This is a genomic window from Thioalkalivibrio sp., from assembly GCF_041690275.1.
GTDB lineage: Bacteria > Pseudomonadota > Gammaproteobacteria > Ectothiorhodospirales > Ectothiorhodospiraceae > Thioalkalivibrio.
In genome coordinates this window covers 1-25,657 of the sequence record NZ_JAWLHP010000023.1, presented here as the reverse complement: position 1 = coordinate 25,657, position 25,657 = coordinate 1, and the positions used below count along the sequence as shown (strand labels likewise).

Below are 25,657 nucleotides of genomic sequence, written 5' to 3'. Positions count from 1 at the left end.
GCTCAGGCGATTTGCTGTCGGTTGAGCTGCACGCCTTCGGCGCGGTGATGATCCTTTATCTTCTCCTTGTGCTTGATCAGCTGCCGGTCGGTCTTGTCGATCAGGCCGTCGATCGCGGCGTACATGTCCGCGTGCGTCGCATAGGCATGGATGTGGTTGCCGCTGACCTGAAGGTTGGCCTCCGCCTTGTTATGGTTCTTCTCCACCGTGAGCACGACATGGATGTCGATCACCTGGTCGAAGTGCCGTTCCAGGCGACCGAACTTGTCCTGAACGTAGTCACGCAGTGGATCGGTGATGTCGACGTGATGACCGGTCAGATTGATCTGCATACTCAAACTCCTTGCATTGGTGGGCCGCGAGGTTCAGAGCAGCTGCCGGCGTTCGCTGGACGGCGGCAGGTTCATCGCCTCGCGGTATTTGGCCACGGTGCGCCGGGCCACGTTGATGCCTCGGTCGGAGAGGACCTGGGCGAGTCGGGAGTCGCTCATGGGCCGGTTGGGCGGTTCCTCGCTGATCAGTTTGCGGATCATCGCACGGATCGCGGTGGCGGAACATTCACCGCCGTCGCTGGTGCCCACGTGGCTGGAGAAGAAGTACTTGAACTCGAACACGCCGCGCGGGGTATGCATGAATTTCTGGGTCGTCACCCGCGAGATGGTCGATTCGTGCAGGTCCAGCGCCTCGGCAATATCGCGCAGGATCAGCGGCTGCATCGCCACCTCGCCCTTCTCGAGGAATCCGGTCTGCCGGTCCACGATCGCCCGCGCCACGCGCAGCAGGGTCTCGTTGCGGCTGTGCAGGCTCTTCAGGAACCAGCGCGCCTCCTGCAGCTGATTGCGCATGAAGGCGCTGTCGCGCGCATCACTGACCCTCCGGACCATGCCCGCGTAGAGGCTGTTGATCCGGATGCGCGGCGCGATCTCCGGGTTCAGGTCGACCCGCCAGCCCTCGCGGTCCCGGCGCACATAGACGTCCGGGGTCACGTATTCCGGCGCCTGGTCGCTGATCTGGCTGCCGGGCCGCGGATTCAGCGTGCGGACGAGCTCCATCGCGCGCGCGAGGGTCGTCTCGTCCAGCCCGAGTTCCCGCTGGAGCGTGCGGAAGTCATGCCTGCCGAGACTCTCCATTCCCGCATCGATCACCCGAAGGGCGGTGTCGCGCAGCGGCGTGCCCTCCGGCAGCACGCGCAGCTGGAGCAACAGACACTCGCGTAGATCGCGCGCACCGACGCCGACCGGATCGCACTGCTGGATCCAGTGCAGGACCGCCTCGATTTCGTCGAGGCCGACGGTCTCCTCGCCCCCAAGGATTTCCTGAAGGGTCTCGAGGTCGGTCTCGAGGTAGCCGTCCGCGTTGATGCTGTCGATCAGCGTCGCCCCGATGTGCCGGTCCTGTTCGTTCAGCGGGCCCAGGTGCAGCTGCCACAGCAGGTGCTCGTGCAGGCCACCCTCGCTGCCCGCCTGGTTCTCGAAGGGGTCGCGGTCATCGACCCCGACGCCCTGCGAGCCCGGGCCCTGGGCGTACGGCTCGTCACCCCAGTCCTCGGCGGATGCCTCCGTGTCCGGGCTGTTGTCGGCGGGTTCCGCTTCCGGCTGGGCCTCGGCTGGCTCACCGGACGCCTCTTCGGGGGGCGTGTCCTCGGCGAGCTCGAGCATCGGATTGCTCTCGAGCGCCTGCTGCACTTCCAGCTGCAGTTCGATCGTCGACAGCTGCAGGAGGCGGATGGCCTGCTGCAGCTGCGGGGTCATGGTCAGGTGCTGACCGAGCTGCAGATTGAGCGAAGACTTCAGCATGCGGCGGGCAGGGACGCGAAATGATTCATCATGACTTCATGTTACTGCCTGTGCCCGGTTTTTTGCAGCCTTTTGGTGCAGGGCCACGGCGCGCGGCCGGAGGCGGGCCGCCCCTGCCGGGGGCTACGGCGCGGATGGCATGCATCAGAGACGGAAATGCTCACCGAGATAAACCGTCCGCACGCGCTGGTCGGCGAGCAGCTCGGGTGGCGTCCCCTCGCTGAGCAGGCGGCCCTCGCTGAGGATGTAGGCCCGGTCACAGATGCCCAGTGTCTCGCGCACGTTGTGGTCCGAGATCAGCACCCCGATGCCCCGTTGTTTCAGGTGGGCGATCACCTCCTGAATCTCCACCACCGAGATCGGGTCCACGCCCGCGAACGGTTCGTCGAGGCAGACGAACTGCGGGTTGCCCGCCAGCGCGCGGGCAATCTCGGCGCGCCGCCGCTCGCCGCCGGACAGCGCGATCCCCGCGCTGTCGCGCACCGTATTCAGCTGGAATTCCTCGATCAGTGCGTCCCCGATCTCCCGGCGTCCGGCCGCATCGAGGTCCCGGCGCAACTCGAGCACGGCCTGCAGGTTCTGCCAGACCGTCAGACGGCGGAAGATCGATGCCTCCTGGGGCAGGTAACCGATTCCGAGTCGCGCGCGCAGATGGACCGGCGCGCGCGTGAGCTCGCGGCCGGCCAGCATGATGCGGCCCGCGTCCGCCTGTATCAGTCCCACCAGGATGTAGAAGCAGGTGGTCTTGCCGGCACCGTTCGGTCCCAGCAGACCGACCACCTCGCCCCGGGCGACGTCGACGTCGGCCCCGTCCAGCACCGTGCGCGTGCCGTAGCGTTTGGTCAGCGCGATGCCCACCAGACGATCATCCGGGGCCGGCTCCGCGCGGGCCGTGCCGCTGGGATCCGCGGCGGCCGTCATTCGGCTTCCGGCTGGATGGTGATCCGGACGCGCTCTTCCGGCGTGCCTTCGATGCGGATGACATCCTGTGCGAGGTCGTAACGGATCCGCTCGCCGCGTGCGTCCTCCGTCAAGGTCTGCACCCGCGCCTCGCCCAGCAGCACCAGCACCTCGTCTTCGAGGTGATATTCCATCTCCAGGGATGTCGCGACCCGCGGCTGGTTGTCGGCGTCGGGCGCCTCTGCGCGCACCGGCTTGCCCTGGGCCTCCATTCGGGTCGGGCGCCGGTCCGGAGCGTGGATCACGATACGGTCCGCCCACAGCGTCATGTCACCGTGGGTGACGACGACGTCGCCGGTGTAGGTGCCGATTCCGCGCCGTTCGTCCATCTCGGCGCTGTCGGCGGTGATCTGCACCGGCAGCGTCGGCGTCTGGGCGGCGAGGATCGCAGGCAGGCAGGCCAGAAGCAGGCCACGCAGCGCGCCGGCGGCGATGCGCAGCGGCAATGTCCGTTGGTTCATTGCGGATCTTCCTCTGTCTCCTGAGGAGCATAGACGGTCTCGACCTCGTTCCGGAGCTCGATGATGTCGGCCTGCACGTCGGCATGCATCCCGATGCCGGTCATGAACAGCCCGGGGCGGAGCACCGTCGCCCGAGCGTTGGTCATCACCTCGCGGGTTCCGGTCAGGATGGTCACGTCCGCCGTTTCGATCTCGGTCCGCGGGTTCGCTGGCCCGGGCAACTGGACGCCCTCGGTGATCCCGACCGTTTCCAGCCGCTCTTCCGCCGGATCATGCACCGCCGCCGGCGCGGTCCAGATCCAGTCCACGCGGCCCTCGGTCAGCAGCTCCAGCCGGGGCTCCTGCGCACGCTGGATTCCAAGGTCCTGGAACTGCTGCATGCGCTCCCCCTTCAGCACATGCGTGACTGTGCCCTCCGCGTCGGTGATGCGCAGCGTGAACCCGAGGATGTCGAACTGGGGGTCCGGTTCCACGGCCGCAGGCGACGCTGGAACGGCTGCCGCCGCGACTGCCAGAAGCAGTGCAGCGGCGCGCACCGGGCCGCGCGTCCGGGGTGCCGGAAGCGGTCGGCGGCCGCCGTTACGTGTCGAGATAGGCACGGAGGATGTCCTCCAGCCGGCCCTGCGCGGCGAGCAGGGTCTCGCAGACCTCGCGGACGGCACCGCGGCCGCCCCGCTCGCAGGTGTGCCAGTCGGCGTGTTCGAGGACCAGCGGGTGCGCATCGGCGACCGCGATGCCGAGCGCAACCCGGCGCATGGCGGGCAGATCGACGACGTCGTCTCCGACGAAGGCGCTCTGTTCCGGTCCAAAACCGGTCTGTCCGAGGAGTTCCTCGAGCGCCTCGCCCTTGTCCCGGCGTCCCTGCAGCAGGTGCCTTACTCCGAGATCGCGCATGCGGTGCAGCACCACCTCGGAGTTGCGTCCGGTCAGGATTGCCAGCTCCAGACCGCCCTGCTGGGCCATCCGGATGCCGTGGCCGTCGCGGCTGTGAAAGGCCTTGTACTGTTCTCCGCCGTCCCCGAGAAACAGGCTGCCATCGGTCAGCACTCCGTCCACGTCGAGGATCAGGAGGCGGATCTGCCGTTGCCGTTGCAGCAGGATTCCGGACTCCAGCGGCATCAGGCCACCCCGGCCCGGAGCAGATCGTGCATGTTCAGTGCGCCGACCAGGTGCAACGCGTCGTCCACGATCGGCAGGGCGTTGATCCGGCGGCTCTCCATCAGCTCGAGGGCCTCGACCGCGAGCCACTGTGCCCGTCCGGTGAAACCGTCCCGGGTCATGGCCTCACCGATGGTCAGGCGGTGCAGGTCCAGGCCACGGTCGAGCGTGCGGCGCAGGTCGCCATCGGTGAAGACGCCTTCCACCCGACCCGAGTCGTCGCAGACGACCACCATGCCCAGCCCCTTGCGCGAGATCTCGAGCAGGGCATCGCGAAGCAGGGCGGTGGCATGAATGCAGGGCACCGCGTCTCCGGTGCGCATGATGTCGCCGACGTGGATCAGCAGCCGTCGCCCCAGCCGGCCGCCCGGGTGCGAGCGGGCGAAATCGTTCGCGGTGAATCCCCTCGCGTCGAGGACCGCCACCGCCAGCGCGTCACCCATCACCAGTGCCGCGGTGGTGCTCGAAGTGGGCGCCAGGCCGAGCGGACAGGCCTCCCGGGCCACACTGACGTCCAGGTGCACCGTGGCCTCGCGCGCCAGACGCGATCCCGGGTTGCCGGTCAGCGCGATCAGCGGCACCCCCAGGCGGCGGATGATCGGAAGGATGAGCAGCAGTTCGTCCGTCTCGCCGGAGTTGGACAGCGCGATCACGGTGTCGTCCCGGGTGATCATTCCCAGGTCGCCGTGGCTCGCCTCGCCGGGATGGACGAAGAATGCCGGCGTGCCGGTGGAGGCCAGCGTCGCCGCGAACTTGCCGCCGATGTGCCCGGACTTGCCCATGCCGGTCACCACCACGCGCCCGCGGCAATCCAGCACATGCTCGCAGGCGCGGAGGAAATCTGCGTCGACCCGATGCGCCAGGGCGCCGATCGCCTCGGCCTCGGTCGCGATCACCGCCAGCGCGAGATTGCGGGTGTTTTCGGAATCCAGGTGCGTGCGGGGAGCGTCCATCAGTCGGTGTCCGGGCCGGTCATGCGGTGATAATCCCGTATCGGCATCCCGTTTTCCAGCGTCCCGGCCATTGCAGGCTTTCCGCCACGGGGTCGAGCCGCTAGCATCCGCGGAGAACCAACGCCCGGAGATTGCCTGATGTCAGCGGAAGCCCCCCACGGCGGATTGCGCGTGGCTGCGGTGGAGGACGATGAGAACCCCGCCTGGCGGTCGTTTTACCCGGAGGATCTGCCCGCCGACTGGAGGCTTGCCTATTACGCCCACTTCTGGCCAGACCTGCTGTCACCGGTCGACCATTGGCCGAGCTGGGCCGCGGATGACTGCCGGCTGCAGGAGGTGCCTGAGGAACTGCGCCTGTACCTGGAGGTCCCGGCGCGCGCCGGCGCCGACTGTCTCCGGGTTGCGGCTCGGCTCGGGGAGCGCCTCGGCGGTTTCCTGTTCCCGGACGCGGCCGCCGAGGCCCCGTTGTCACTGGAACCGGCAAAGGTCTTCCGCCGGGTGGAGGACCCGGTGGTTGCCGGTGTGAGGTCCGCGCAGGCCTGGACGAACGGGCTCGAGACGGTACTGGTGCTGGAACCGGAGACCGGACTGGACCCGCGGCAGTGGCGGGCCCTGCTGGAATCGCTGCATGCCGCCGCGACGCCGGGTCGCGACACCCTGGCCTTCCTGCGCAGCGGCCCGCGAGAACTCGAGCAGGCGCAGACCATTCTTCGGCTCGGCGGTCTCGACTGGAAACGGGACTGAGGCATGCCCCCGGCTCCGGACCGGACGGCCCACAGGTTGACGGCGGGCCGGGGCGCTCTCAGACTGAGCCGCTGGATTTTCACAAGGATGGTTGCAAGGTGAACGATGCCCGGGGCGACGATACGCCGCACGTGGTGGTCGAAGACCTCGTGTTCCGGCGCGGGCGAAAGGTCGTCTTCGACGGCCTGTCCATGACGGTTCCGCGCGGTCGCGTGACCACCGTGATGGGTCCCAGCGGTACCGGCAAGACAACGCTGCTTCGCCTGATCGGGGGGCAGCTGCGCCCCGAGAGCGGCCGGATCTGGGTGGACGGGGAAGAGGTGGCACGGCTGTCGACCCGCCGCCTGTACGCGCTGCGCAAGCGCATGGGAATGCTGTTCCAGACCGGCGCGCTGCTGACCGACATGAACGTGTTCGAGAACGTCGCCTTTCCGCTGCGCGAGCACACGGACCTGCCGGAGGAACTGATCCGCAACCTGGTGTTGATGAAGCTCGAGGCGGTGGGACTGCGCGCGGCGCGTGACCTGAGTCCGGCCGAGCTCTCGGGAGGCATGGCGCGGCGCGTCGCGCTGGCCCGGGCCATCGCGCTGGACCCCGACATGATCCTCTACGACGAGCCCTTCGCCGGTCTGGATCCGATCACGATGGGCCAGATCGTGACGCTGATACGGCGCACCAACAGCACCCTGGGTCTGACCAGCGTGCTGGTCACCCACGACGTGGCCGAGGCGATGGAGATCTCGGATCATGTCGTGCTGATCGCGGAGGGACGCGTGATGGACGCCGGAACCGTGGACCAGGTGCGCGCGGGGGCCTCGCAGTGGAGTGAGCAGTTCCTCGACGGCCGCCCGGACGGGCCGGTGCCCTTCCACTATCCCGGCGACAGCTACCGCGACGATCTGATGCGCGAGCGCGAATCCGGACATGGGTGACTTCCTCGCGAATCTGGGGCGTTCCGGCCTGAACTGGCTGTCGCTGCTCGGGCGCGCGTCGATCTTCCTCTTCCGGGTCCTGCGCTCCCAGGACGCGGTCGTGCGCAGGTATCGGCTGACGCTGGCCGAGATTCATTCCGTCGGCGTGCGATCGCTGCTGATCATCGTGGTTTCGGGCCTCTTCGTCGGCATGGTGCTCGCCTACCAGGGGTACATCACGCTGGTCAATTTTGGCGCGGCCGAGGCCCTCGGTGGCGCGGTGGCCCTGTCGCTGGTCCGGGAACTGGGTCCCGTGGTCACCGCGCTCCTGTTCGCGGGTCGCGCGGGCTCCGCCCTGACCGCCGAGATCGGCCTGATGAAGACCACCGAGCAGCTCTCGGCGATGGAGATGATGGCGGTCGATCCCTACCGTCGGGTGTTCGCGCCGCGATTCTTTGCCGGATTCCTGTCCCTGCCGCTGCTGGCAGCGATGTTCAGCGCGGTGGGCGTGATCGGGGGGTATCTGGTGGGGGTGGGACTGCTGGGTGTGGACAGCGGATCCTACTTTTCGCAGATGCAGTCGGTGACGGACTGGCGCGAGGACGTGCTCTCCGGCGTGATCAAGAGCATCGTGTTCGGCTTCGTGGTCACGTGGATCGCGATCTTCCAGGGCTTCGACGCCGAGCCGACCTCCGAGGGGATCTCGCTCGCCACCACCCAGACCGTGGTGATGTCGGCGCTGGCGGTACTCGGACTCGACTTCGCCCTGACGGGACTGATGTTTACCTGACCGGCCGCCGCGACGCGGCCACGTCATCAGGAGGAAACGCAATGAAGCTGCGCTATCTGGAAATCTCGGTGGGCCTGTTCGTGCTGCTGGGCATCGCGGCGCTGTTCTACCTGGCGATCCAGGTCAGCAACATCGGAGAGTATCGGGACGCTGACACCTACGAGGTGATCGCCTACTTCGATCACATCGGCGGCCTGAAGGTGCGCTCCCCGGTGACGGTCTCGGGCGTGCGCATCGGCCGCGTGTCGGCGATCGCCTACGATGCCGAGCGTTTCCAGGCGCGCGTGGCCCTGGCCATCCAGTCCGGACAGGACTACCTTCCCGCGGATACGCAGGCCAGCATCTTCACCGCCGGGCTGCTCGGCGAGCAGTACGTCGCGCTGGAGCCCGGGGGGGACTTCGAGGTGCTGGCGGATGGTGACGAGGTCCTGTTGACGCAGTCGGCACTGGTGCTGGAGAACATGATCGGCCGTGTGCTGACCGACCTCTCGAGTGATTGAACGGCCGGACCAGGCCGGCGGTCCGAGGATGACGATGGAGGCGAAATGGAAATGAGAAAACGACTGCACGCCGCGCTGGCGGGCATGCTGCTCCTGTTCGCGTGCGCCCTCGGCGCGTCGCCCCTGCAGGCCGCGGAGTCCACGCAACTCGTCGAGGAGGCGATCAACCGTGTTCTCGACACGCTCAGGTCCAACGAGGCCCGGGCACAGGAGGACCCCGATTTCGTGCTGGAGGTGATCGAGGACGAGATCCTGCCGCTGGTGGACGTCGACGGTATGGCCCGGCTGATCCTCGCCCGCCACTGGCGCGATGCCAGCCCCGAACAGCGCCGCCGCTTCATCGAGGCCTTCCGGAGCACCCTGCTCAACGCCTACGGCGTGCGGCTGGCTGATTATCTGGACCGGCGCGTGATGGTGATTCCGCGGCGGTCCCGACAGGATGACCGGATGGCGGTGGTCGCCACCGAGATCGAGGGCGGCAGCGGCCAGCCGAACATCGTCGTGAACTACCGGCTGCGTCCGGTGGGCGGCGAATGGAGGGTCTTCGACGTCGAGGCGGAGGGCCTGAGCTTCGTGGGCAACTTCCGCTCGACCTTCAACACCGAGATCCGCCGCGATGGTCTGGACGCCCTGATCGTGCGCCTCGAGGAGGGCGACCGCTCGTTGATCGAGGAGGCCGTTCCGGAAGGCAACGAAGACCGTGGCTGAACCCTCGCTGGCGCTCGACGGGAGCGTGCTGCGGCTGTCCGGTCCCGTCACCCTGAACACCGTCGCCCCGCTGCTGTCGCGGGGTCGCCGGTTGCTGGCCCGGCTGCCGGAGGCGGGCACGCTCGACCTCTCGGGTGTCACGCGGATCGACAGTGCCGGTGCCGCGATGCTGGTCGAGTTCTGGCGCCACCGCGAACGCTCGGGCGCGAGTCTCCGGTTGGCGGCGATACCGGCGGACCTGCAGCCGCTCCTGCAGCTCTACGCGCTCGAGCCGGTGTTCGGCGTGGCAGCCTCGGACTGATCCGCAACCGGGCCGGATGGGCGGCCACCGATGCTTTCGGTTATGATCGCCGGTTTTCGAACGCCGCGGTACCCGCGAGGGCCCTTCCGAGTCTCAGATGGACAAACTGATCGTCAGTGGTGGCCGCCCGCTGGAGGGGCAGGTCCGGATATCCGGTGCGAAGAACGCGGTGCTGCCGATTCTGGCGGGAACGCTGCTCGCGGATGGTCCGGTGGTCGTCGGGAACGTGCCGCACCTGCAGGACGTCACCACGACCATGGAGCTGCTCGGCCGTATGGGCGTGACGCTCACCGTGGACGAGCGCATGCGGATCGAGGTCGACCCGACCACGCTGACCGAATGCGTGGCGCCCTACGATCTGGTGAAGACCATGCGCGCCTCGATCCTGGTGCTGGGGCCACTGCTGGCGCGGTTCGGACAGGCCGATGTCTCGCTGCCGGGGGGCTGTGCGATCGGCAGCCGTCCGGTGAACCTGCACCTGAAGGGCCTGGAAGCGATGGGTGCGCAGATCGAGGTCGAGGCCGGGTACATCCATGCCCGGGCCGACCGACTGCAGGGCGCCCGCATCGTCTTTGATCAGGTGACGGTCACCGGCACCGAGAACCTGCTGATGGCGGCGACGCTCGCCGATGGCGAGAGCGTGATCGAGAACGCCGCCCGCGAACCCGAGGTGGTCGACCTTGCCTGCTTCCTGGCGCGCATGGGCGCGAGGATCCAGGGTGCGGGGACAGACACCATCCGCGTGACCGGGGTGGAGCGGCTGACGGGCTGCGAATACGAGGTGATGCCGGACCGGATCGAGACGGGCACCTTCCTGGTGGCGGCCGCCGTGACCCGGGGCCACGTGCGCACGCGCAACACCCGGCCGGAGCTCCTGGACGCGGTGCTGCTGAAGCTGGCCGAGGCCGGCGCCCGGATCGATTCAGGCCCCGACTGGATCGAGGCGGACATGCGCGGGCGCCGGCCGAGGTGCGTGAACCTGCGCACCGCTCCGTTCCCGGCCTTTCCGACCGACATGCAGGCGCAGATGATGACGCTGAACGCGGCGGGCTCCGGGACCGGATCGGTGATCGAGACGGTGTTCGAGAACCGGTTCATGCACGCCCAGGAATTGCAGCGCATGGGCGCGGACATCCGTATCGAGGGGAACACCGCGATCGTCGCCGGTGTCGAGCAGTTGCGCGGGGCTCCGGTAATGGCCACCGACCTGCGCGCGTCCGCCAGTCTGATCCTTGCGGGACTGGTGGCGGAGGGCGAGACCGCGGTGGACCGCATCTACCACATCGACCGGGGATACGAATGCATCGAGGAGAAGCTGCGGCAGATCGGTGCGACGATCCGCAGGGAGCCCAGCCGGTGAACGCCGCGGAGGCCATGACCATCGCGCTGTCGAAGGGGCGCATCCTGGAGGAGACGCTGCCGCTGCTGGAACGTGCGGGGATCGTGCCGCTGGAGGATCCGGCGAAGACGCGCAGGCTGATCATCGGCACCAGCCGTCCCGACGTGAACATCGTCGTGGTGCGCGCCACCGACGTGCCGACCTACGTCCAGTACGGCGCGGCCGCGGTCGGCGTTGCCGGGAAGGACGTGCTGATGGAACATGGAGCGACCGGTCTGTACGAGCCGCTGGACCTCGGCATCGCACGCTGCCGCCTGATGCTCGCGGGCCGGCCGGGACACGCGGCCAGCGCCCGGCACCTGCGCATCGCGACCAAGTTCGTGAACGTCACCCAGCGCCACTTCGCGGCCCAGGGGCGGCAGGTCGAGATCATCAAGCTGTACGGATCGATGGAACTGGCGCCGCTGGTCGGGCTGGCCGACTATATCGTCGACCTGGTCGACACCGGCAACACCCTGAAGGCCAACGGCCTCGAGCCGCTGGAGCTGATCGCCCGAATCAGTTCCCGGCTGGTGGTCAACAAGGCTGCGATGAAGATGCAGCATGCACGCATTCAACAGCTGATCGAGGGCCTGCAACCCGCCCTGACGCCGGCCTCCTGAGGCCACTGGATTCACGATGAGCCACGCCACCGACGATCTGCGAATCAAGTCCATCGACGAGGTCTCCCCTCCGGACGCCGTGCGCGGGGAGCTGCCGCTGACCGACGCGGCCGCCGACACGGTCTACAGCGCCCGGGCCGCGATCCACCGCATCCTGCATGGCGAGGACGACCGTCTGCTGGTGGTCGTCGGACCCTGCTCGATCCACGATGTCGATGCGGCGCTGGAGTACGCCGGGCGGCTGGGCGCGCTGCGCGAGGAGTTCGGCGACGCCCTCGAGGTGGTGATGCGCGTCTATTTCGAGAAGCCGCGCACCACCGTGGGCTGGAAGGGGCTGATCAACGATCCCGACCTGGATGGCAGCTTCCAGATCAACCGGGGGCTGCGCATCGCGCGCGGCCTGCTGCGCGACCTGGCCGAGCGCGGCATGCCCGCGGCCACCGAGTTCCTTGATCTGATCAGCCCGCAGTACATCGCCGACCTGGTGTCATGGGGCGCGATCGGGGCCCGGACCACCGAGAGTCAGGTGCACCGCGAGCTGGCGTCGGGACTGTCGTGCCCGGTAGGCTTCAAGAACTCGACCGACGGCAGTCTGCAGATCGCGATCGACGCGATCCGCTCCGCGTCGAGGCCTCACCACTTCCTGTCCATGACCAAGGCGGGGCGTTCGGCGATCTTCTCCACCGCCGGCAACGAGGATTGCCACATCATCCTGCGCGGCGGACGTCAGCCCAACTACGATGCGCAGAGCATCGCCCGGGCCTGCGGTCAGCTGCAGGCGGCCGATCTGCCGGAGACGGTGATGGTGGATTGCAGCCACGCCAACAGCCGCAAGGATCCGGCGCGACAGGTCGATGTGGTGCGCACGATCGCGGACCAGGTCGGTGACGGGGACCGGCGCATCATCGGCGCGATGCTCGAGAGTCACCTGCAGCCCGGCCGGCAGGACATCGTCGCGGGCAGGCCGCTGGTCTACGGGCAGAGCATCACCGATGCCTGCATGGGCTGGGATGATTCCGAGGCGGCGCTGCGCGTGCTGGCCACCGCCGCGCGCCGGCGCCGCGAGTCCGGATAACACGGTCTGGTCATCACCAATGCGCCGGCGCTGGAGAAGGCCATGCCGAATACAACGCGACGGGCCAACCGTGCGCGCGCGAACAGGACGGTCTGCGGAGTCTTCGTGATCACCGGGTAAAACGAAGACCGCGCGGAGCGCCATCATCGTGGAACTCCGGACGGCCATCGGGCCGTTCGTCCGACAGTGACGGGAGTCAGCAGCCATGCCTGAGATCAAGCGCCTCGACAGCCGGGACGAGCGGTTCTGGAGCGAACTGGACCGCCTGCTGGCGTGGGAGTCGGTGGCCGACCACGGGGTCCGTGCCATCGTGGACGAGATCCTGGAAGCGGTGCGCAGAGAGGGCGACGCCGCCTTGCTCCGCTACACGGAACGCTTCGATCGCCTGCACCTGGCCAGTGCCGGCGAGCTGGAGGTCCCGCCGGAACGGCTGCGCCAGGCGCTGGAGCGCATCCCGGCCGTCCAGCGCGATGCCCTGGAGCAGGCCGCCGGGCGCATCCGCCGCTATGCGGAACAACAGCGCATGCAGGACTGGGTGATCGAGGAGCCGGACGGCACGCTGCTCGGGCAGCGCGTGACGCCGCTCGACTCCGTCGGTCTGTACGTACCCGGAGGCAAGGCGGCCTACCCCTCCTCGGTGCTGATGAACGCGATTCCGGCGAAGGTTGCCGGCGTGCCCCTGCTGGCGATGGTGGTTCCGGCGCCGGATGGCGAGCTGAACGACATGGTGCTGGCGGCCGCGGCCATTGCCGGCGTGAATCGTGTGTTCACCCTCGGTGGGGCGCAGGCGGTGGCGGCGCTGGCCTACGGCACGCAGACGGTTCCGGCGGTGGACAAGATCGTCGGGCCGGGGAACATCTTCGTCGCCGCCGCCAAGCGCGAGGTCTTCGGAACCGTCGGCATCGACATGATCGCGGGCCCCTCGGAGATCCTGGTGGTCTGCGACGGGCAGACCGATCCCGACTGGATCGCCGCGGACCTCTTCTCGCAGGCCGAGCACGACGAGCAGGCCCAGTCCATCCTGCTCTCCCCGGACGCGGGTTTCCTCGACCGGGTCGCCGCGGCGATGGACCGGCTGCTGCAGGAGATGCCGCGTGAGGAGATCATCCGGGCCAGCCTCGGTGATCGGGGTGCGCTGATCCGGGTCCGCGATCTGAACGAGGCGATCCGCGTGGCCAATCACATCGCTCCCGAACACCTCGAGCTCTCGGTCGCCGATCCCCGGGCGCTGCTCGACGCCGGGCTGCGCCATGCCGGTGCGGTCTTCATGGGGCGTTACACCTGCGAGGCCGTGGGCGACTACTGCGCCGGGCCGAACCATGTGCTGCCGACCTCGCGCACCGCGCGCTTCTCGTCGCCGCTGGGTGTCTATGACTTCCAGAAGCGTTCCAGCATCATCCAGTGTTCGCCGGAAGGGGCCGCGGAACTGGGGCGCACGGCCTCGGTGCTCGCGCGGGGCGAGGGCCTGATCGCCCACGCCCGTTCGGCCGAGATGCGTGGTGAATAGCGCGTCGTCGGCAGCAGCGGAAGGACCCGCATGACCCGTCCGTCTGAACTGATGCGTCCCGAGGTGCTGGAGCGTGCCGCCTACGCGGTCGCGGATGCCGCCGGACTGATCAAGCTCGACGCGATGGAGAATCCCTTCCCCTGGCCCGGCGAACTCGAGGCGGCGTGGCTCGAGGCCCTGCGCGGGGTGGAGCTGAACCGCTACCCCGACCCGGGAGGGCGGGAGACGACCGCGGCCCTGCGCGCCGCGCACGGGGTGCCCGTGGAGGCCGGGTGCCTGCTCGGCAACGGTTCCGATGAGCTGATCCAGATCCTGATCACGGCCGTGCAGGGCAGTGGCCGACCGGTCGTCTCGCCAGTGCCCACCTTCGTGATGTACGAGGTGCTCGCGCGTGCGGCCGGCGTTCCCTTCATCGGTGTGCCGCTCGCGCCGGACTTCGACCTCGACCTGCCGGCGCTGCTGCGGGTGCTGGAGCGGGAACGGCCGGCGCTGCTGTTTCTCGCGTTTCCGAACAACCCGACGGGTCGCCTGTACGATCCCGCAATGGTCGCCGAACTGGTGGCGGCCAACCCGGGCGTCACGGTGATCGACGAGGCCTACGCCCCCTTCGCCAGTCACAGCTTCCTGCCCCGGGCCGGCACGCCCCCGGGCCTGATGGTGATGCGCACGCTGTCGAAGCTCGGGCTCGCGGGGCTGCGGCTCGGGTACCTGGCGGCTTCCGCGGACTGGGTCGATGCGCTGGACCGACTGCGCCTGCCCTACAACGTGAACACGCTGACCCAGCGCTCGATCCTGTTCGCGCTCGAGCACGGGGGCAGGCTGGAACGACAGGCCGGGCTGCTGCGCCAGGAGCGCACCAGGGTTGCGACGGCACTCGGGGCGCTTCCGGGCGTGCGCCGGGTGGTGCCGAGCGAGGCCAATTTCATCCTCTTCGAGGTCCCGTCCGGGCAGGGACGCGCGGCCTTCGAGTCCCTGCTGGCTTCGGGCATCCTGATCAAGGACGTGGGGCGCGGTGGCGGGGTGCTCGCCGATCATCTGCGGGTCACGGTGGGAGCCCCGGCGGAGAACGATGCCTTCCTCGCGGCGCTCGCCAGCGCCCTCCCGAATCCCGCCTGAACCGCTGCCGGACGCAGATCAGACCGGGCGCTGATCCACAGTGGCCTCGAGTTGCAGTGTCTCTCCTTCGCGCAGCGCCTCGATGCCGATCTTCTCGCCAGGGCGCTTGCGGGCGATCGCGTTGAGGGCCTCGCGCGCATTGTCCACGCGCTGATCGTCCAGGCGGACGACCACGTCTCCCGGCTGCAGGCCGGCCCGCGCGGCCGGTCCGCCTTTGAGGATGCCGGCAATCAGGACGCCACGGGGACGTTCCAGTCCGAAGGACTCGGCCAGGGCACGGTCCATCGCCTGCACCTCGATACCCAGCCAGCCGCGCGTCACGTAGCCCTTTTCGATGATCTCTGTCATCACCTCGCGCGCCAGGTCCACCGGGATCGCGAAACCGATGCCGTGAGATCCGCCCGAGCGGGTGAAGATCGCCGTATTGATGCCCACCAGCTCACCGAGTGCGTTGATCAGCGCACCGCCGGAGTTCCCGGGGTTGATGGCCGCGTCCGTCTGGATGAAGTCCTCGAAGAGGTTGATCCCCAGCTCGGTCCGGTCCGTGGCGCTGACGATGCCCTTGGTGACGGTCTGGCCCACACCGAAGGGATTGCCGATCGCCAGTACGACGTCCCCGACCTCCAGGTTCCGGGACTGTCCGACGGTGGCCGCGGTGATCTCCGTGGCAGCGATGCGCAGGACCGCGAGGTCGGTCTCCGTGTCGATGCCGATGATCGCAGCGGGGTGCGCGTCTCCGTTCGCGAGCACCACGGCGATGGCCTCGGCCTGCTCGATCACGTGATGGTTGGTGAGGATGTGCCCGTTCGGCGTCATGATCACGCCCGAGCCGAGGCTGGCCTGCTCGCGGTCCCGGGGTCCGTGAGGCATCTCCGGGAAGAAGGGGTCCGCTTCGGGTTCGTCGGTGAGTGGATGCGGCACCTCCACCATGCGGGAGGTCATGATGTTCACCACCGCCGGTGCGGCCCGGGCCACCGCGGGCGCATAGGAGACCGGACCCTGCAGGGTTTGCCGCGGCTCCTCCGGCGGCGGCCCGGCAGCGGTACCGCTGCGGTCGCCGTCGAGCAGTGCGGGGAAGAGCAGTGCAATGACCACCGCGACCGCGATGCCGGCCAGGGTCGCTTGCAGCAGGAAACGCGAAAGCTTCACCATGATGCCGATATATTACTGTCAATCTCTCTCGAGTGCCCGTGCGCCTGCTGTTCCCGGGCACATCAGCGCCTGATCCGCGAGGTCCCCTGATGCCGGCCACCATCGCCCGTGACACCCTTCTCGAAGCGCTTGACCGGATACTGGAGCCGGAGCGCTTCGAGGATTACTGCCCCAATGGGCTGCAGGTCGAGGGGCGCCCGGAGATCCGGCGCATCATCAGCGGCGTGACCGCCTCGCATGCGCTGATTCGCGCCGCGGCGGAGCAGGAAGCCGACCTGATCCTGGTGCATCACGGATATTTCTGGCGCGGCGAGCCGCAGCCCGTGGTGGGCATGAAGCGGCGCCGGCTGCAGGCGCTCCTGCAGCATGACATCAATCTCGTTGCCTACCACCTGCCGCTGGACGCGCACCCGGAACTCGGCAACAACGCGCAGCTCGGGCTCGAACTGGGCCTGGTGCCGGAGGGATCATTGCGCCCGGACGGCATCGGACTGGTCGGCCGGCTTCCGGAGCCATGCCCGCCGGAACAGCTTGCCATCCGGATCGGCGCAGTCCTCGGACGCCAGCCGACCTGGGTTCAGGGGGGTGCGCACCCCGTGCGCCGCCTGGCCTGGTGCACCGGAGGGGCGCAGTCCATGCTCGCGACCGCCGCCGGGCATGGGGTCGATGCCTTCATCAGCGGCGAGATCTCCGAGCAGACAACCCACGAGGCCCGGGAACTCGGCGTGCACTACTTTGCCGCCGGTCATCACGCAACGGAGCGCTACGGACCCCGGGCCCTCGGCGCCTGGTGCGCCGAACGCTTCGGAGTCGACCACCGCTTCATCGATATACCCAACCCGGCCTGAGCCATCCGAACCGGCATTCAGCGACCGGGTCACAGTCCCTGTGGCCGTTCCCTGGCGCCACGGGCTTGTCCCCACCGGCACGCGGGTTGACCCCATTAGCGTTTTAGGGAATTCTATTTGATTACATCGGCCCCGAAGAGGGCGCCACGATGGCGCGCAGGCCTGATCGCCGGCTTTGCCGGACGCCGCCGAGCCACCGCCAGCGTGAACGCACCGGAAACAGCAGCTGGAGAGAGCGAAGATGGCAAACCAAGGCGTGAATCGAGGTCGCCGCAGGTTCCTTGTGGCAGCGACCTCGGTGGTGGGTGGTGCGGGCGTCGTGGCCCTGGCGACACCCCTCCTGGTGTCGTGGAAACCCAGCGCCCGTGCGCAGGCGGCCGGTGCTCCTGTCGAAGTCAATGTCGCCGAGATCGAGCCGGGGCAGCGCATCAGCGTGGCCTGGCGCGGCCGCCCGATCTGGGTGGTCCGACGCACGCCGGAGATGCTGGAGCTGCTCCCCGAGATCCGCGACCGGCTGCGCGATCCGGACTCCGAGGTGGTCACCCAGCAGCCCGACTACGCCCGCAACCCGCACCGCTCGATCCAGCCCGAGATCCTGGTACTGATCGGCATCTGCACGCACCTTGGCTGCTCGCCCGCCTTCCGCCCCGAGATCGGGGTGGCGGACATCGGTGAGGACTGGCCGGGTGGCTGGCTCTGCGCTTGCCACGGGTCGCGGTTCGACATGGCGGGACGGGTCTACCGGAACGTGCCTGCGGCGCTGAACCTCGAGGTACCCCCGTACCGCTTCGTGAATGATGACCTGATCATCGTGGGTGAACACGCCGATGGAGGCACCGCATAATGGCAGGCAATTCCGCTGACAAGATCCAGGGTGGGCTGCTGGGCTGGGTGGATGCCCGCTTTCCGTTGTCACAGCTCTGGAACGAACACCTCGCGCGGTACTACGCGCCGAAGAACTTCAATTTCTGGTACTACTTCGGGTCGCTCGCGCTGCTGGTGCTCGTGATCCAGATCGTTACCGGCATCTTCCTGACCATGTTCTACAAGCCGGATGCGGCGCTTGCCTTTGCCTCCGTCGAGTACATCATGCGGGACGTCGAGTGGGGCTGGCTGATCCGCTACATGCACTCCACCGGTGCCTCATTCTTCTTCATCGTCGTCTATCTGCACATGTTCCGGGCGCTGCTGTACGGCTCCTACAAGAAGCCCCGGGAGCTGATCTGGGTCTTCGGTGTACTGATCTACGTGGTGCTGATGGCCGAGGCCTTCATGGGCTATCTGCTGCCCTGGGGCCAGATGTCCTACTGGGGGGCGCAGGTGATCGTGAATCTCTTCGCGACCATTCCCTATATCGGCCCCGATCTGGTGACGTGGATTCGCGGGGACTTCCTGATCTCGGACGCGACGCTGAACCGCTTCTTCGCGCTGCATGTGATCGCGCTGCCTCTGGTGCTGCTGCTGCTGGTGGTCGCGCACATCATTGCCCTGCACGAGGTCGGGTCCAACAACCCCGACGGTGTGGAGATCAAGAAGGACAAGGATGAAAACGGTGTGCCGCGCGACGGCATCCGGTTCCATCCCTACTACACCGTGAAGGACCTGGTCGGTGTCGGCGTGTTCTTCATCGCGTTCTTCGCCGTGGTGTTCTTCGCGCCGGAGATGGGCGGCTATTTCCTGGAGCACGCGAACTTCGAGCCGGCCGATCCGCTCGCAACGCCCGAGCACATCGCGCCGGTCTGGTATTTCACCTCCTTCTACACCGTGCTCCGGGCCGTGCCCGACCCGTTCCTCGGCGTGGTGGCGATGGGGGCTGCGGTCGTCATCCTGTTCTTCGTGCCCTGGCTGGACCGCAACCCGGTGAAGTCGATCCGGTACCGCGCTCCCGTCCATCGCATCAACCTCGGCGTGTTCGCGGTGACCTTCATCGTGCTGGGTTACCTGGGGGCACAGCCGGTCAGCGCCCTGTACGGAGAACTGGGTCTGCGGCTGAGCACGATGTACTTCCTGTTCTTCTGGCTGCTCTGGTTCCACAGCCGGGAACGCTCGGCGGCCTTCAGCGCGATCGCCTTCGCAGTCATCGTCGGGATCTATACCTACTACGATTCCCTCCGCATCGGCAGCACCGACGGGGCGCTGGTGATGACCATGTGGCTGCTGCCGACCGCCTATCTGTTCGTGACGATGCTCGTGCCCGTGCTGGCACGCGGCCTTGGCCGAGACCGTGCCGTTCCGGAAAGGGTGACCGCCTGATGAAACCGTCAATCGCTCTGATCGCCATGGTCTTCGTGGCCCTGATGCCCGTGTCGCTGCAGGCCGCCGACCCTTCCGTGTCGTTGGACCGGGCCCCGGTGGACGTCACCGACCAGGCCTCGCTGCAACGCGGCGCGCAGCTGTTTTTCAACTACTGCGTGGGCTGCCATTCCGCGGAATACATGCGCTACAACCGGCTGGGTCGTGACCTCGGACTCACCGAGAACCAGGTCGCCCAATCCCTGATCTTTACCACCGACGAGCAGGGCGAACCCGTCGGTGTCGGCTCCCTGATCACCAACGCGATGACCCCGGTCTACGCCGAGGAGGCCTTCGGTGTGGCGCCTCCCGATCTGACGCTGGTGTCGCGGGTGCGGGGCAAGGACTGGCTGTACACCTTTCTGCGCAGTTTCTACCTCGACGACTCCCGGCCGCTGGGGGTGAACAATGCGGTGTACGAGAATGTCGGAATGCCGAATCCGTTGTGGGAACTGCAGGGCTGGCAGGAGAAGCAGGTCGATGCGGACGGGGAGACGCGCCTGCAGGTAATCGAGGCCGGCAGCATGAGCGGGCCCGAGTACGACCGCGCGATCCGCGACCTCGTGACCTTCCTTGTCTACCTCGGGGAACCCATGCAGATCGAGCGTCAGCGGCTCGGAATGTACGTGCTGGGCTTCCTGCTCGTGTTCCTGGTGCTGGCCTACCTGTTGAAAAAGGAATACTGGAAAGACGTACACTAAGGCCCGGATCGGGTATCGATTCGCAGTCTGGATCCGCCCGGTCCCCAGTTTCCGCACCACTCCGCGTGTCCCGCGGCATCGGGAGAAAGCCATGGCGCTGGTCGCCAACCGCCGTTCAGTGATGACCCTCTTTTCCGCGCATGACTGCGTGCGCTGCCACCGCATACGCATCATCCTGGCGGAGAAGGACATCGCCATCGACGTGGTCAGCCTGGCGCCGGATGAGCTGCCGGAGGACCTCTCCGACCTGAACCCCTACAACGAGGTCCCGACCCTGGTCGACCGTGATCTCGCGCTGTACGGCACGCACGTGATCACGGAGTATCTGGACGAGCGTTTTCCGCACCCGCCGCTGATGCCGGTCGATCCCGTGTCCCGGGCGGCGGCCCGCCTTGCGCTGTACCGGGTGGAGCGGGACTGGTATGCCGGCATGGACCTGATCGCCCAGTCCAGTGGCGCGGCGCTGACCCGGGCCCGGAAGATGCTGCGCGAGAGCCTGCTGAACGCCACCGAGATCTTCGACCTGAAGCCCTTCTTCCTGAGCGACGAGTTCAGCATCGTTGACAGCGCCATCGCCCCGGTGATGTGGCGCCTGCCCTCGGCGGGGATCGCGCTCGACAGTCTGCCGAGGTCGATCCAGCTCTACGCCGACCGCGTCTGCGGGCGGGAGTCCTTCCAGATCAGCCTGACCGACACCGAGCGGGAACTGCGGGAATGACCATGACCTCCTCACGCCCGTACCTGTTGCGCGCGCTGCTGGACTGGATCAGCGACAACGGGCAGACCGCGCACCTGCTGGTCGATGCCACCCGCCCCGGAGTGGTCGTCCCGACCCAGTTCGTTCAGGACGGCAGGATCACGCTGAACATCGGTCCTGCCGCGGTGCAGGGGCTCGATATGGGCAACGACTGGATCTCCTTTTCCGCGCGCTTCGCCGGGCAGCCGATGCAGGTCAGCGTGCCGGTCGGGGCGGTGCTGGCAATCTACGCCAGGGAGAACGGGCAGGGCATGATGTTCGGCAGCGAGCCGGGGGGTGACGCGGATACCGGTCAGGGGCAGGGCGCCGGGGAAGGCGAAGCGGCCGATGCGGGCAAGAAGCCCGGCGGACGCAAGGGTCCGAGTCTCAAGGTCGTCAAGTAGCGGCGGCGTCGGGCAGGCTCTTGCCAGGATTCATGATCCCGTCGGGATCGAAGACCCGCTGCAGTCCGCGCATCAGTCCCAGCGCCACCGGATCCAGCTCGCGGCGCACGAACTCCTTCTTTACCAGCCCGATTCCGTGTTCGCCCGAGAGCGTGCCCCGCAGCTCCAGCACCAGCGCAAAGACGCCGTCGAGGCAGGCCTCCGCCGAGCGCATTTGCGCCGGGTCGTCCGGGTCGACCAGCAGGTTCACGTGGATGTTGCCGTTGCCCGCATGCCCGAAGTTCACGATCGTGATCCCGTGCCGGCGGCTCAGTGCCTGCAGGCCGTCGATCAGTGCCGGGATCCTCGTCACCGGGACGACGACGTCCTCGTTGATCTTTTTTGGCGCGACATTGCGCAGCGCCGGTGACAGGGCCTTGCGGGTCCGCCACAGGCGTTCGGCATCCCCGGCGGTGGCCGCGACCTCGATTCCGAGGCAACCGTGGCCGCCGGCGGCGGCGCGGACCGCGTCCGCGGCCAGGCCGATCTGCGCCTGCGAGCCGTCGACCTCGATCATCAGCAGCGCACCTGCGTGCTCGGGCAGGTCGGTGTCGGCATATCCCCGGATCATCCCGATCGCCCCGGCGTCCATGAACTCCAGTGCGCAGGGAGTGGCCGGCTGCGCCATGATCCTCGCGACGGCGGCGGCCGCCGCCGCCATGTCGGTGTAGACGGCCTGCAGCAGCTGTCGTGCCTCGGGTACCGGCGTAAGCCGCAGGGTCGCCTCGGTGAGCAGCGCCAGGGTGCCCTCCGAACCGATCAGGAGGCGCGTCAGGTCGTAGCCGACCACTCCCTTGGTCGTGTACACGCCGGTGCGCAACGCGTCTCCGGTTCCGGCGACCGCGGCCAGGCCCAGGGTGTTGTCCCGTGGCGTGCCATATTTTACCGCCCGTGGACCGGCTGCATTGCAGGCCAGGTTGCCCCCGATGGTGCAATAGGCGCTGCTGGTCGGGTCGGGGGGCCAGAAGAATCCGTGCCGGCCCGCAGCCTCCTGCACCTCGGCGTTGGTAACGCCCGGCTGCGCGACCAGCCAGCGGTTGTCCGGGTCGATCTCCACGATGCGGTTCATGCGTTCCATCGAGATCACCAGGCCGCCCGCCACGGGGACCACCGCGCCGGTGGTGCCCGTGCCGCGGCCGCGCACCACCAGGGGGCTGCGCAGCCGCCGGCAGAGCCGGACCAGTTCCACCGCCATCTGCTCGTCGGTGACGAAGGCCACTGCCTCGGGGGGCGCGTGCAGGCGGGAGTTGTCGGCGCCGTAGGCCCAGCAGTCCGCCGGATCGAGCAGGCGGTCCCGCTCGGGGAGCAGCCGCTCCAGTTCGCGCTGCAGCGGCGTCATCACCAGTCGGCCTGGATCGCGTCCTGCAGCCATTCGATGCGGTCGCGGGCATCCATCACGATCACGTCGAAACGCACCGGACCGCGCCAGCGCCGCTGCTGCAGGTAGGCCTCGGCGGTGCGCAGGAGGCGCTGCCGCTTGCGCCGGGTGATGCTCTCCGCGCCGTCGGCGAAGGCCTGGTGACTGCGCTTGCGCACCTCGACGAAGACAAGAACGTCGTCCTCCATCGCGATCAGGTCGATCTCGCCGAAGCGCCGCCGGAAGTTGCGCTCGATCACGCGCAGGCCCTGATCCACCAGAAAGCGCTCGGCGCCGTCCTCGGCTACCCGACCCTGCTCGACGGGCAGTGCCATCAATCAATCCTCCTGCGGCGCGGCGGCATGCATCGACGCCGGCCGGATGCGTCCGGCATGGAATTCCAGCCAGGCCGGCTGCCGCACCCAGTTCCGCGTCGGCGGGTGCTGCTGCCAGGTTCCGGCGACCCCGCCTATCTCGAGATGCGGGGCGCGCCCGTAGAGCGGGAGCTCTGCCGCGACGTCCATCGCGTCGATCCCGAGTGCGGCGAACCGCGGCAGACGCGAGGCCGCGGTATCGACCTCTTCCGTGGAGGCCAGTTCCGCGAGCAGCCCGGGTTCCGGGTTGACGTCGGGATGCAGCCAGGGCGCATCCGGGAAACGGATTCCGCTCAGGTCGACGTCGAGGTCAGGCTGTGGCCGGCCCTCGTAAACGTGCGACGTTGCCAGCATCGGCAGCCGTCCCGCCCGGTGGTAGTGGAGGTGCGGCACCACGAGCCGCAGGTCCGCAGCCGATCCCGCGACGAAGATCATGTCGATGTCGCTCCGGATCTGGGCGTCCGCCTCCAGTTCCAGTTGCGTCTCGCGCCGCACCCGCTGGATGCGCTGTTCACTGGCGTCGATGCCCAGCGCGGTCCCGATCCGGGCATTGATGTCCGGCGCCCGCGCCTCGAAGCGATGTTCGGCCGTTACGCGTCCGTCCTGGTGCTCGAAGGACTCCCTGAAGGCGGTGGCGACGCGGTCGCCGAACGATCCCTCCGGCACCAGTACCAGCGCCCTCTCGCGGCCCAGCCGGTGCGCGCGATGCGCGACGGCCCGGGCGTCGTCCTCGGGCGACAGCGACAGCACCCAGAAGGGGGCCCGCAGAGATTGGGACGGATGGTTGAGCAGCAGCGTGGGCACGCTGGAATCGATCGTCACGACCCGGTCCACCGCCTCGCGCACCAGCGGGCCGATCACGCGGTCCGCGCCCTGCTGCAGGGCATTGCGGTAGGCCGCATCCGCGAGACCCTCCTCACCCGCGGTATCCAGGATCAGCAGGGAGGTGCCCGTGCCGTGGGCCTGGTAGAACTGCGCGGCGATGCCCTCGAGCAGCGCATTGCCCAGGTCGGCGAGAGGTCCCGTCAGTGGCAGCAGTACCGCAACGCGTCCCGGTGGATCGACCGGGCGCAGCGCGGCATCGCGCAGTTCCGGCAGCAGGAGCTGACCCGGGTGGCGGGGATGCACCCGGTTCCAGTCAGCGACCGCCTCTGCGAAGGCGTCAGGATCGGTGCCGGCCTCGCGCAGCCCATGGAACAGCTCGGTCCATCCGTGGATCTGCGCCGGTTCCTCCAGCGCGCCGAGCCTGCGGTGCCCCGCCGGATCCAGCGCTGCAAGCAGCCGCCAGATCGCCTGCTGGTTCGCGTTCTGCCTCTCGGGCCGGTCGACCAGGTACGGGTCCAGTTCCACCCGTGCCAGCAGGGCATCCATCGTCGGTCCGTGCGCCGTCAGCAGTTCCGCATGCAGTGCCAGCGCGTCCCTGTACAGCCGGGTGTCCGGCGACTCGTCCACCGGCGGCAGGCGCTCGAACGCGCGCCCGGATTCGCCGCGCAGCATCGCCAGACGCGCCCCGCGGTAACGATCCGCGAGGGTGCCGCGCCCTTCCTCGGGCAGCAGCGTCCAGAGCCTGTCCGCGCGCAGCACCAGGTCACCGCTCGGTTCGTCCAGCACCAGCACCGCGTCGATCGCGGTCCGGGCGGGTCCCGGATCGGGGGTGGACTCGGCCTCGATCAGCAGGTTCCCGGCCCGTTCCACGGGGCTCATCGCGACCGTCTCGGGCTCCGGCGCTGCGGGTGGCGGGGCGGGTCGGGGTGCGGCACACGCGGCCAGCAGGATGCCGAGGCACCCGGCCACAAGGATCCGCACTGTCGCGGCCCGGGGCGTGGAGGGGGTGGTGTGGGTTAGAGTCACGACAGGTTCTTGGACCAATGAGGGGGAGCCAGTATTGAAAGAGCGCCACACGCTGTCAACGCGACCCGGGAAACTCTGGGTGGTCGCCACGCCAATAGGAAATCTCGAAGACCTGGCGCCGCGCGCGCGTCGGGTGCTGGCAGGTGTCGATCTGATCGCGGCCGAGGATACGCGTCACAGCGGGCGCCTGCTGTCCCGACTGGGAATCTCGACGCCCCTGATGAGCCTGCACGAGCACAACGAGGAGGCCCGGGTCCCCGGGCTCGTGGAGGGCCTGCGGCAGGGTCAGGACCTCGCGCTGGTGTCGGACGCCGGGACGCCCCTGCTTTCCGATCCCGGTTACCGGCTCGTGCGGGCCTGCCGCGAGGCGGGGCTCGAGGTGCTGCCGGTGCCCGGTCCCGGTGCTGCGCTCGCGGCGTTGTCCGTTGCCGGCCTGCCCTCCGACCGCTTCTGTTTCGAGGGTTTTCTGCCCGCCTCCGGGCCGGCCCGACGGGAACGGCTCGGGGCATTGCTGGGCTATCCCGTTACCGTGGTCTGTTTCGAATCCGGGCACCGGGTTGCTGGCACCGCGGCGGATCTGGCGGAGCTTGCGCCGGAACGCGGGATCTTCCTCGCCCGGGAGATGACCAAGCAGTTCGAGGAACACTTCTTCGGCCCGGCGTCGATGCTGGCCGGCTGGATCGAGCGGGATCCGAACCGGACCCGGGGCGAATTCGTGCTGGTAATCGCGCCGCACCGGCCAATGCAGAATGCCGGGGGCGATCCGGAACTGGAGGAAGAGGTCGAACGGGTGCTCGGTGCCCTGGTCGGGGAGCTGCCCCTGAAGCAGGCGGTCCGCCTGGCGGTGCGGATCACCGGAGTCGCACGCAATCGGCTGTACGCTCGCGCCCTGCAGCTCGCAGCCGGGGACCCGGCTTCCTAG

29 protein-coding genes are annotated in these 25,657 nt (G+C 68.3%); 18 read left to right on the top strand and 11 right to left on the bottom strand.

Features of this window, described 5'->3' with window-relative positions:
• Nucleotides 1–2: 2 nt before the first annotated feature.
• The 7 genes from hpf to ACESMN_RS06135 all read right to left on the bottom strand — a co-directional run bounded on the left by hpf (nt 3) and on the right by ACESMN_RS06135 (nt 5,328).
• Nucleotides 3–332 carry a ribosome hibernation-promoting factor, HPF/YfiA family gene (gene hpf / locus ACESMN_RS06165; RefSeq protein ID WP_373052719.1) on the bottom strand — a complete coding sequence of 110 codons (330 nt, stop codon included), beginning with the start codon at nt 330–332 and terminating at the stop codon, nt 3–5.
• Between the two features lie 33 nt (nt 333–365).
• Complete coding sequence (locus ACESMN_RS06160) at nt 366–1,751, bottom strand: RNA polymerase factor sigma-54 (protein ID WP_373052741.1); 1,386 nt, start codon at nt 1,749–1,751, stop codon at nt 366–368.
• Nucleotides 1,752–1,940: 189 nt separating this feature from the next.
• Nucleotides 1,941–2,717 (bottom strand): LPS export ABC transporter ATP-binding protein, encoded by a 777-nt coding sequence (gene lptB, locus ACESMN_RS06155; protein WP_373052718.1) that lies wholly within the window; start codon nt 2,715–2,717, stop codon nt 1,941–1,943.
• Nucleotides 2,714–3,217 carry a lipopolysaccharide transport periplasmic protein LptA gene (gene lptA, locus ACESMN_RS06150; protein WP_373052717.1) on the bottom strand — a complete coding sequence of 168 codons (504 nt, stop codon included), beginning with the start codon at nt 3,215–3,217 and terminating at the stop codon, nt 2,714–2,716. The genes lptB and lptA overlap by 4 nt, the downstream gene beginning before the upstream one ends.
• Complete coding sequence (gene lptC / locus ACESMN_RS06145; RefSeq protein ID WP_373052716.1) at nt 3,214–3,816, bottom strand: LPS export ABC transporter periplasmic protein LptC; 603 nt, start codon at nt 3,814–3,816, stop codon at nt 3,214–3,216. The genes lptA and lptC overlap by 4 nt, the downstream gene beginning before the upstream one ends.
• Nucleotides 3,797–4,336, bottom strand: a complete 540-nt coding sequence (locus ACESMN_RS06140) for a KdsC family phosphatase (protein WP_373052715.1) — start codon at nt 4,334–4,336, stop codon at nt 3,797–3,799. The genes lptC and ACESMN_RS06140 overlap by 20 nt, the downstream gene beginning before the upstream one ends.
• Complete coding sequence (locus ACESMN_RS06135; protein WP_373052714.1) at nt 4,336–5,328, bottom strand: KpsF/GutQ family sugar-phosphate isomerase; 993 nt, start codon at nt 5,326–5,328, stop codon at nt 4,336–4,338. The genes ACESMN_RS06140 and ACESMN_RS06135 overlap by 1 nt, the downstream gene beginning before the upstream one ends.
• Before the next feature lie 138 nt (nt 5,329–5,466).
• On the opposite strand from ACESMN_RS06135, the gene ACESMN_RS06130 reads away from it, so the two are divergent.
• The 11 genes from ACESMN_RS06130 to hisC all read left to right on the top strand — a co-directional run bounded on the left by ACESMN_RS06130 (nt 5,467) and on the right by hisC (nt 14,981).
• Nucleotides 5,467–6,072, top strand: a complete 606-nt coding sequence (locus ACESMN_RS06130; protein WP_373052713.1) for a hypothetical protein — start codon at nt 5,467–5,469, stop codon at nt 6,070–6,072.
• 131 nt (nt 6,073–6,203) lie between these two features.
• On the top strand, nt 6,204–7,004 hold the full coding sequence (locus ACESMN_RS06125; protein ID WP_373052740.1) for an ABC transporter ATP-binding protein: 801 nt from the start codon (nt 6,204–6,206) through the stop codon (nt 7,002–7,004).
• Entirely contained in the window at nt 6,997–7,773 is a 777-nt protein-coding gene (mlaE, locus tag ACESMN_RS06120) for a lipid asymmetry maintenance ABC transporter permease subunit MlaE (protein WP_373052712.1), read from the top strand. The genes ACESMN_RS06125 and mlaE overlap by 8 nt, the downstream gene beginning before the upstream one ends.
• 41 nt (nt 7,774–7,814) lie before the next feature.
• Nucleotides 7,815–8,273: an outer membrane lipid asymmetry maintenance protein MlaD gene (gene mlaD / locus ACESMN_RS06115; protein WP_373052711.1), complete on the top strand. Its 459-nt coding sequence runs from the start codon at nt 7,815–7,817 to the stop codon at nt 8,271–8,273.
• 84 nt (nt 8,274–8,357) lie between these two features.
• Nucleotides 8,358–8,981: a phospholipid-binding protein MlaC gene (locus ACESMN_RS06110; protein ID WP_373052739.1), complete on the top strand. Its 624-nt coding sequence runs from the start codon at nt 8,358–8,360 to the stop codon at nt 8,979–8,981.
• Nucleotides 8,974–9,282, top strand: a complete 309-nt coding sequence (locus ACESMN_RS06105; protein WP_373052710.1) for a lipid asymmetry maintenance protein MlaB — start codon at nt 8,974–8,976, stop codon at nt 9,280–9,282. The genes ACESMN_RS06110 and ACESMN_RS06105 overlap by 8 nt, the downstream gene beginning before the upstream one ends.
• 97 nt (nt 9,283–9,379) lie before the next feature.
• On the top strand, nt 9,380–10,642 hold the full coding sequence (gene murA, locus ACESMN_RS06100) for a UDP-N-acetylglucosamine 1-carboxyvinyltransferase (protein ID WP_373052709.1): 1,263 nt from the start codon (nt 9,380–9,382) through the stop codon (nt 10,640–10,642).
• A 14-nt stretch (nt 10,643–10,656) separates the two neighbouring features.
• Nucleotides 10,657–11,283 carry an ATP phosphoribosyltransferase gene (gene hisG, locus ACESMN_RS06095; protein WP_373052738.1) on the top strand — a complete coding sequence of 209 codons (627 nt, stop codon included), beginning with the start codon at nt 10,657–10,659 and terminating at the stop codon, nt 11,281–11,283.
• 16 nt (nt 11,284–11,299) lie between these two features.
• Nucleotides 11,300–12,358 carry a 3-deoxy-7-phosphoheptulonate synthase gene (locus ACESMN_RS06090; RefSeq protein WP_373052708.1) on the top strand — a complete coding sequence of 353 codons (1,059 nt, stop codon included), beginning with the start codon at nt 11,300–11,302 and terminating at the stop codon, nt 12,356–12,358.
• Between the two features lie 205 nt (nt 12,359–12,563).
• Entirely contained in the window at nt 12,564–13,865 is a 1,302-nt protein-coding gene (gene hisD, locus ACESMN_RS06085) for a histidinol dehydrogenase (RefSeq protein WP_373052707.1), read from the top strand.
• Nucleotides 13,866–13,895: 30 nt separating this feature from the next.
• Nucleotides 13,896–14,981 carry a histidinol-phosphate transaminase gene (gene hisC, locus ACESMN_RS06080; protein ID WP_373052706.1) on the top strand — a complete coding sequence of 362 codons (1,086 nt, stop codon included), beginning with the start codon at nt 13,896–13,898 and terminating at the stop codon, nt 14,979–14,981.
• Between the two features lie 18 nt (nt 14,982–14,999).
• Here the strand turns inward: hisC and ACESMN_RS06075 are convergent, their stop codons facing one another.
• On the bottom strand, nt 15,000–16,133 hold the full coding sequence (locus ACESMN_RS06075) for a S1C family serine protease (RefSeq protein WP_373052705.1): 1,134 nt from the start codon (nt 16,131–16,133) through the stop codon (nt 15,000–15,002).
• An 89-nt stretch (nt 16,134–16,222) separates the two neighbouring features.
• On the opposite strand from ACESMN_RS06075, the gene ACESMN_RS06070 reads away from it, so the two are divergent.
• The 6 genes from ACESMN_RS06070 to ACESMN_RS06045 all read left to right on the top strand — a co-directional run bounded on the left by ACESMN_RS06070 (nt 16,223) and on the right by ACESMN_RS06045 (nt 21,114).
• Complete coding sequence (locus ACESMN_RS06070) at nt 16,223–16,981, top strand: Nif3-like dinuclear metal center hexameric protein (protein ID WP_373052704.1); 759 nt, start codon at nt 16,223–16,225, stop codon at nt 16,979–16,981.
• Between the two features lie 241 nt (nt 16,982–17,222).
• Nucleotides 17,223–17,825: a ubiquinol-cytochrome c reductase iron-sulfur subunit gene (gene petA, locus ACESMN_RS06065; RefSeq protein WP_373052703.1), complete on the top strand. Its 603-nt coding sequence runs from the start codon at nt 17,223–17,225 to the stop codon at nt 17,823–17,825.
• Nucleotides 17,825–19,234, top strand: a complete 1,410-nt coding sequence (locus ACESMN_RS06060; RefSeq protein WP_373052702.1) for a cytochrome b — start codon at nt 17,825–17,827, stop codon at nt 19,232–19,234. The genes petA and ACESMN_RS06060 overlap by 1 nt, the downstream gene beginning before the upstream one ends.
• On the top strand, nt 19,234–19,974 hold the full coding sequence (locus ACESMN_RS06055) for a cytochrome c1 (protein WP_373052701.1): 741 nt from the start codon (nt 19,234–19,236) through the stop codon (nt 19,972–19,974). The genes ACESMN_RS06060 and ACESMN_RS06055 overlap by 1 nt, the downstream gene beginning before the upstream one ends.
• Nucleotides 19,975–20,065: 91 nt before the next feature.
• Nucleotides 20,066–20,692 carry a glutathione S-transferase N-terminal domain-containing protein gene (locus ACESMN_RS06050; protein WP_373052700.1) on the top strand — a complete coding sequence of 209 codons (627 nt, stop codon included), beginning with the start codon at nt 20,066–20,068 and terminating at the stop codon, nt 20,690–20,692.
• Nucleotides 20,693–20,694: 2 nt separating this feature from the next.
• Complete coding sequence (locus ACESMN_RS06045) at nt 20,695–21,114, top strand: ClpXP protease specificity-enhancing factor (protein ID WP_373052699.1); 420 nt, start codon at nt 20,695–20,697, stop codon at nt 21,112–21,114.
• Here ACESMN_RS06045 and ACESMN_RS06040 read toward each other — a convergent pair.
• The 3 genes from ACESMN_RS06040 to ACESMN_RS06030 are packed head-to-tail and all read right to left on the bottom strand — an operon-like array spanning nt 21,107 to nt 24,588.
• The gene (locus ACESMN_RS06040; RefSeq protein WP_373052737.1) at nt 21,107–22,492 is read right to left on the bottom strand and encodes an FAD-binding oxidoreductase; all 1,386 of its coding nucleotides are present in this window, start codon (nt 22,490–22,492) and stop codon (nt 21,107–21,109) included. The genes ACESMN_RS06045 and ACESMN_RS06040 overlap by 8 nt on opposite strands.
• A complete protein-coding gene (locus ACESMN_RS06035) occupies nt 22,492–22,845 on the bottom strand; it encodes a YraN family protein (protein ID WP_373052698.1) in 354 nt (117 codons plus the stop codon). Before ACESMN_RS06035 ends, ACESMN_RS06040 begins: the two co-directional genes overlap by 1 nt.
• Before the next feature lie 3 nt (nt 22,846–22,848).
• A complete protein-coding gene (locus tag ACESMN_RS06030; RefSeq protein ID WP_373052697.1) occupies nt 22,849–24,588 on the bottom strand; it encodes a penicillin-binding protein activator in 1,740 nt (579 codons plus the stop codon).
• Between the two features lie 226 nt (nt 24,589–24,814).
• Between ACESMN_RS06030 and rsmI the strand changes: the two genes are divergently transcribed.
• A complete protein-coding gene (rsmI, locus tag ACESMN_RS06025) occupies nt 24,815–25,657 on the top strand; it encodes a 16S rRNA (cytidine(1402)-2'-O)-methyltransferase (protein ID WP_373052736.1) in 843 nt (280 codons plus the stop codon).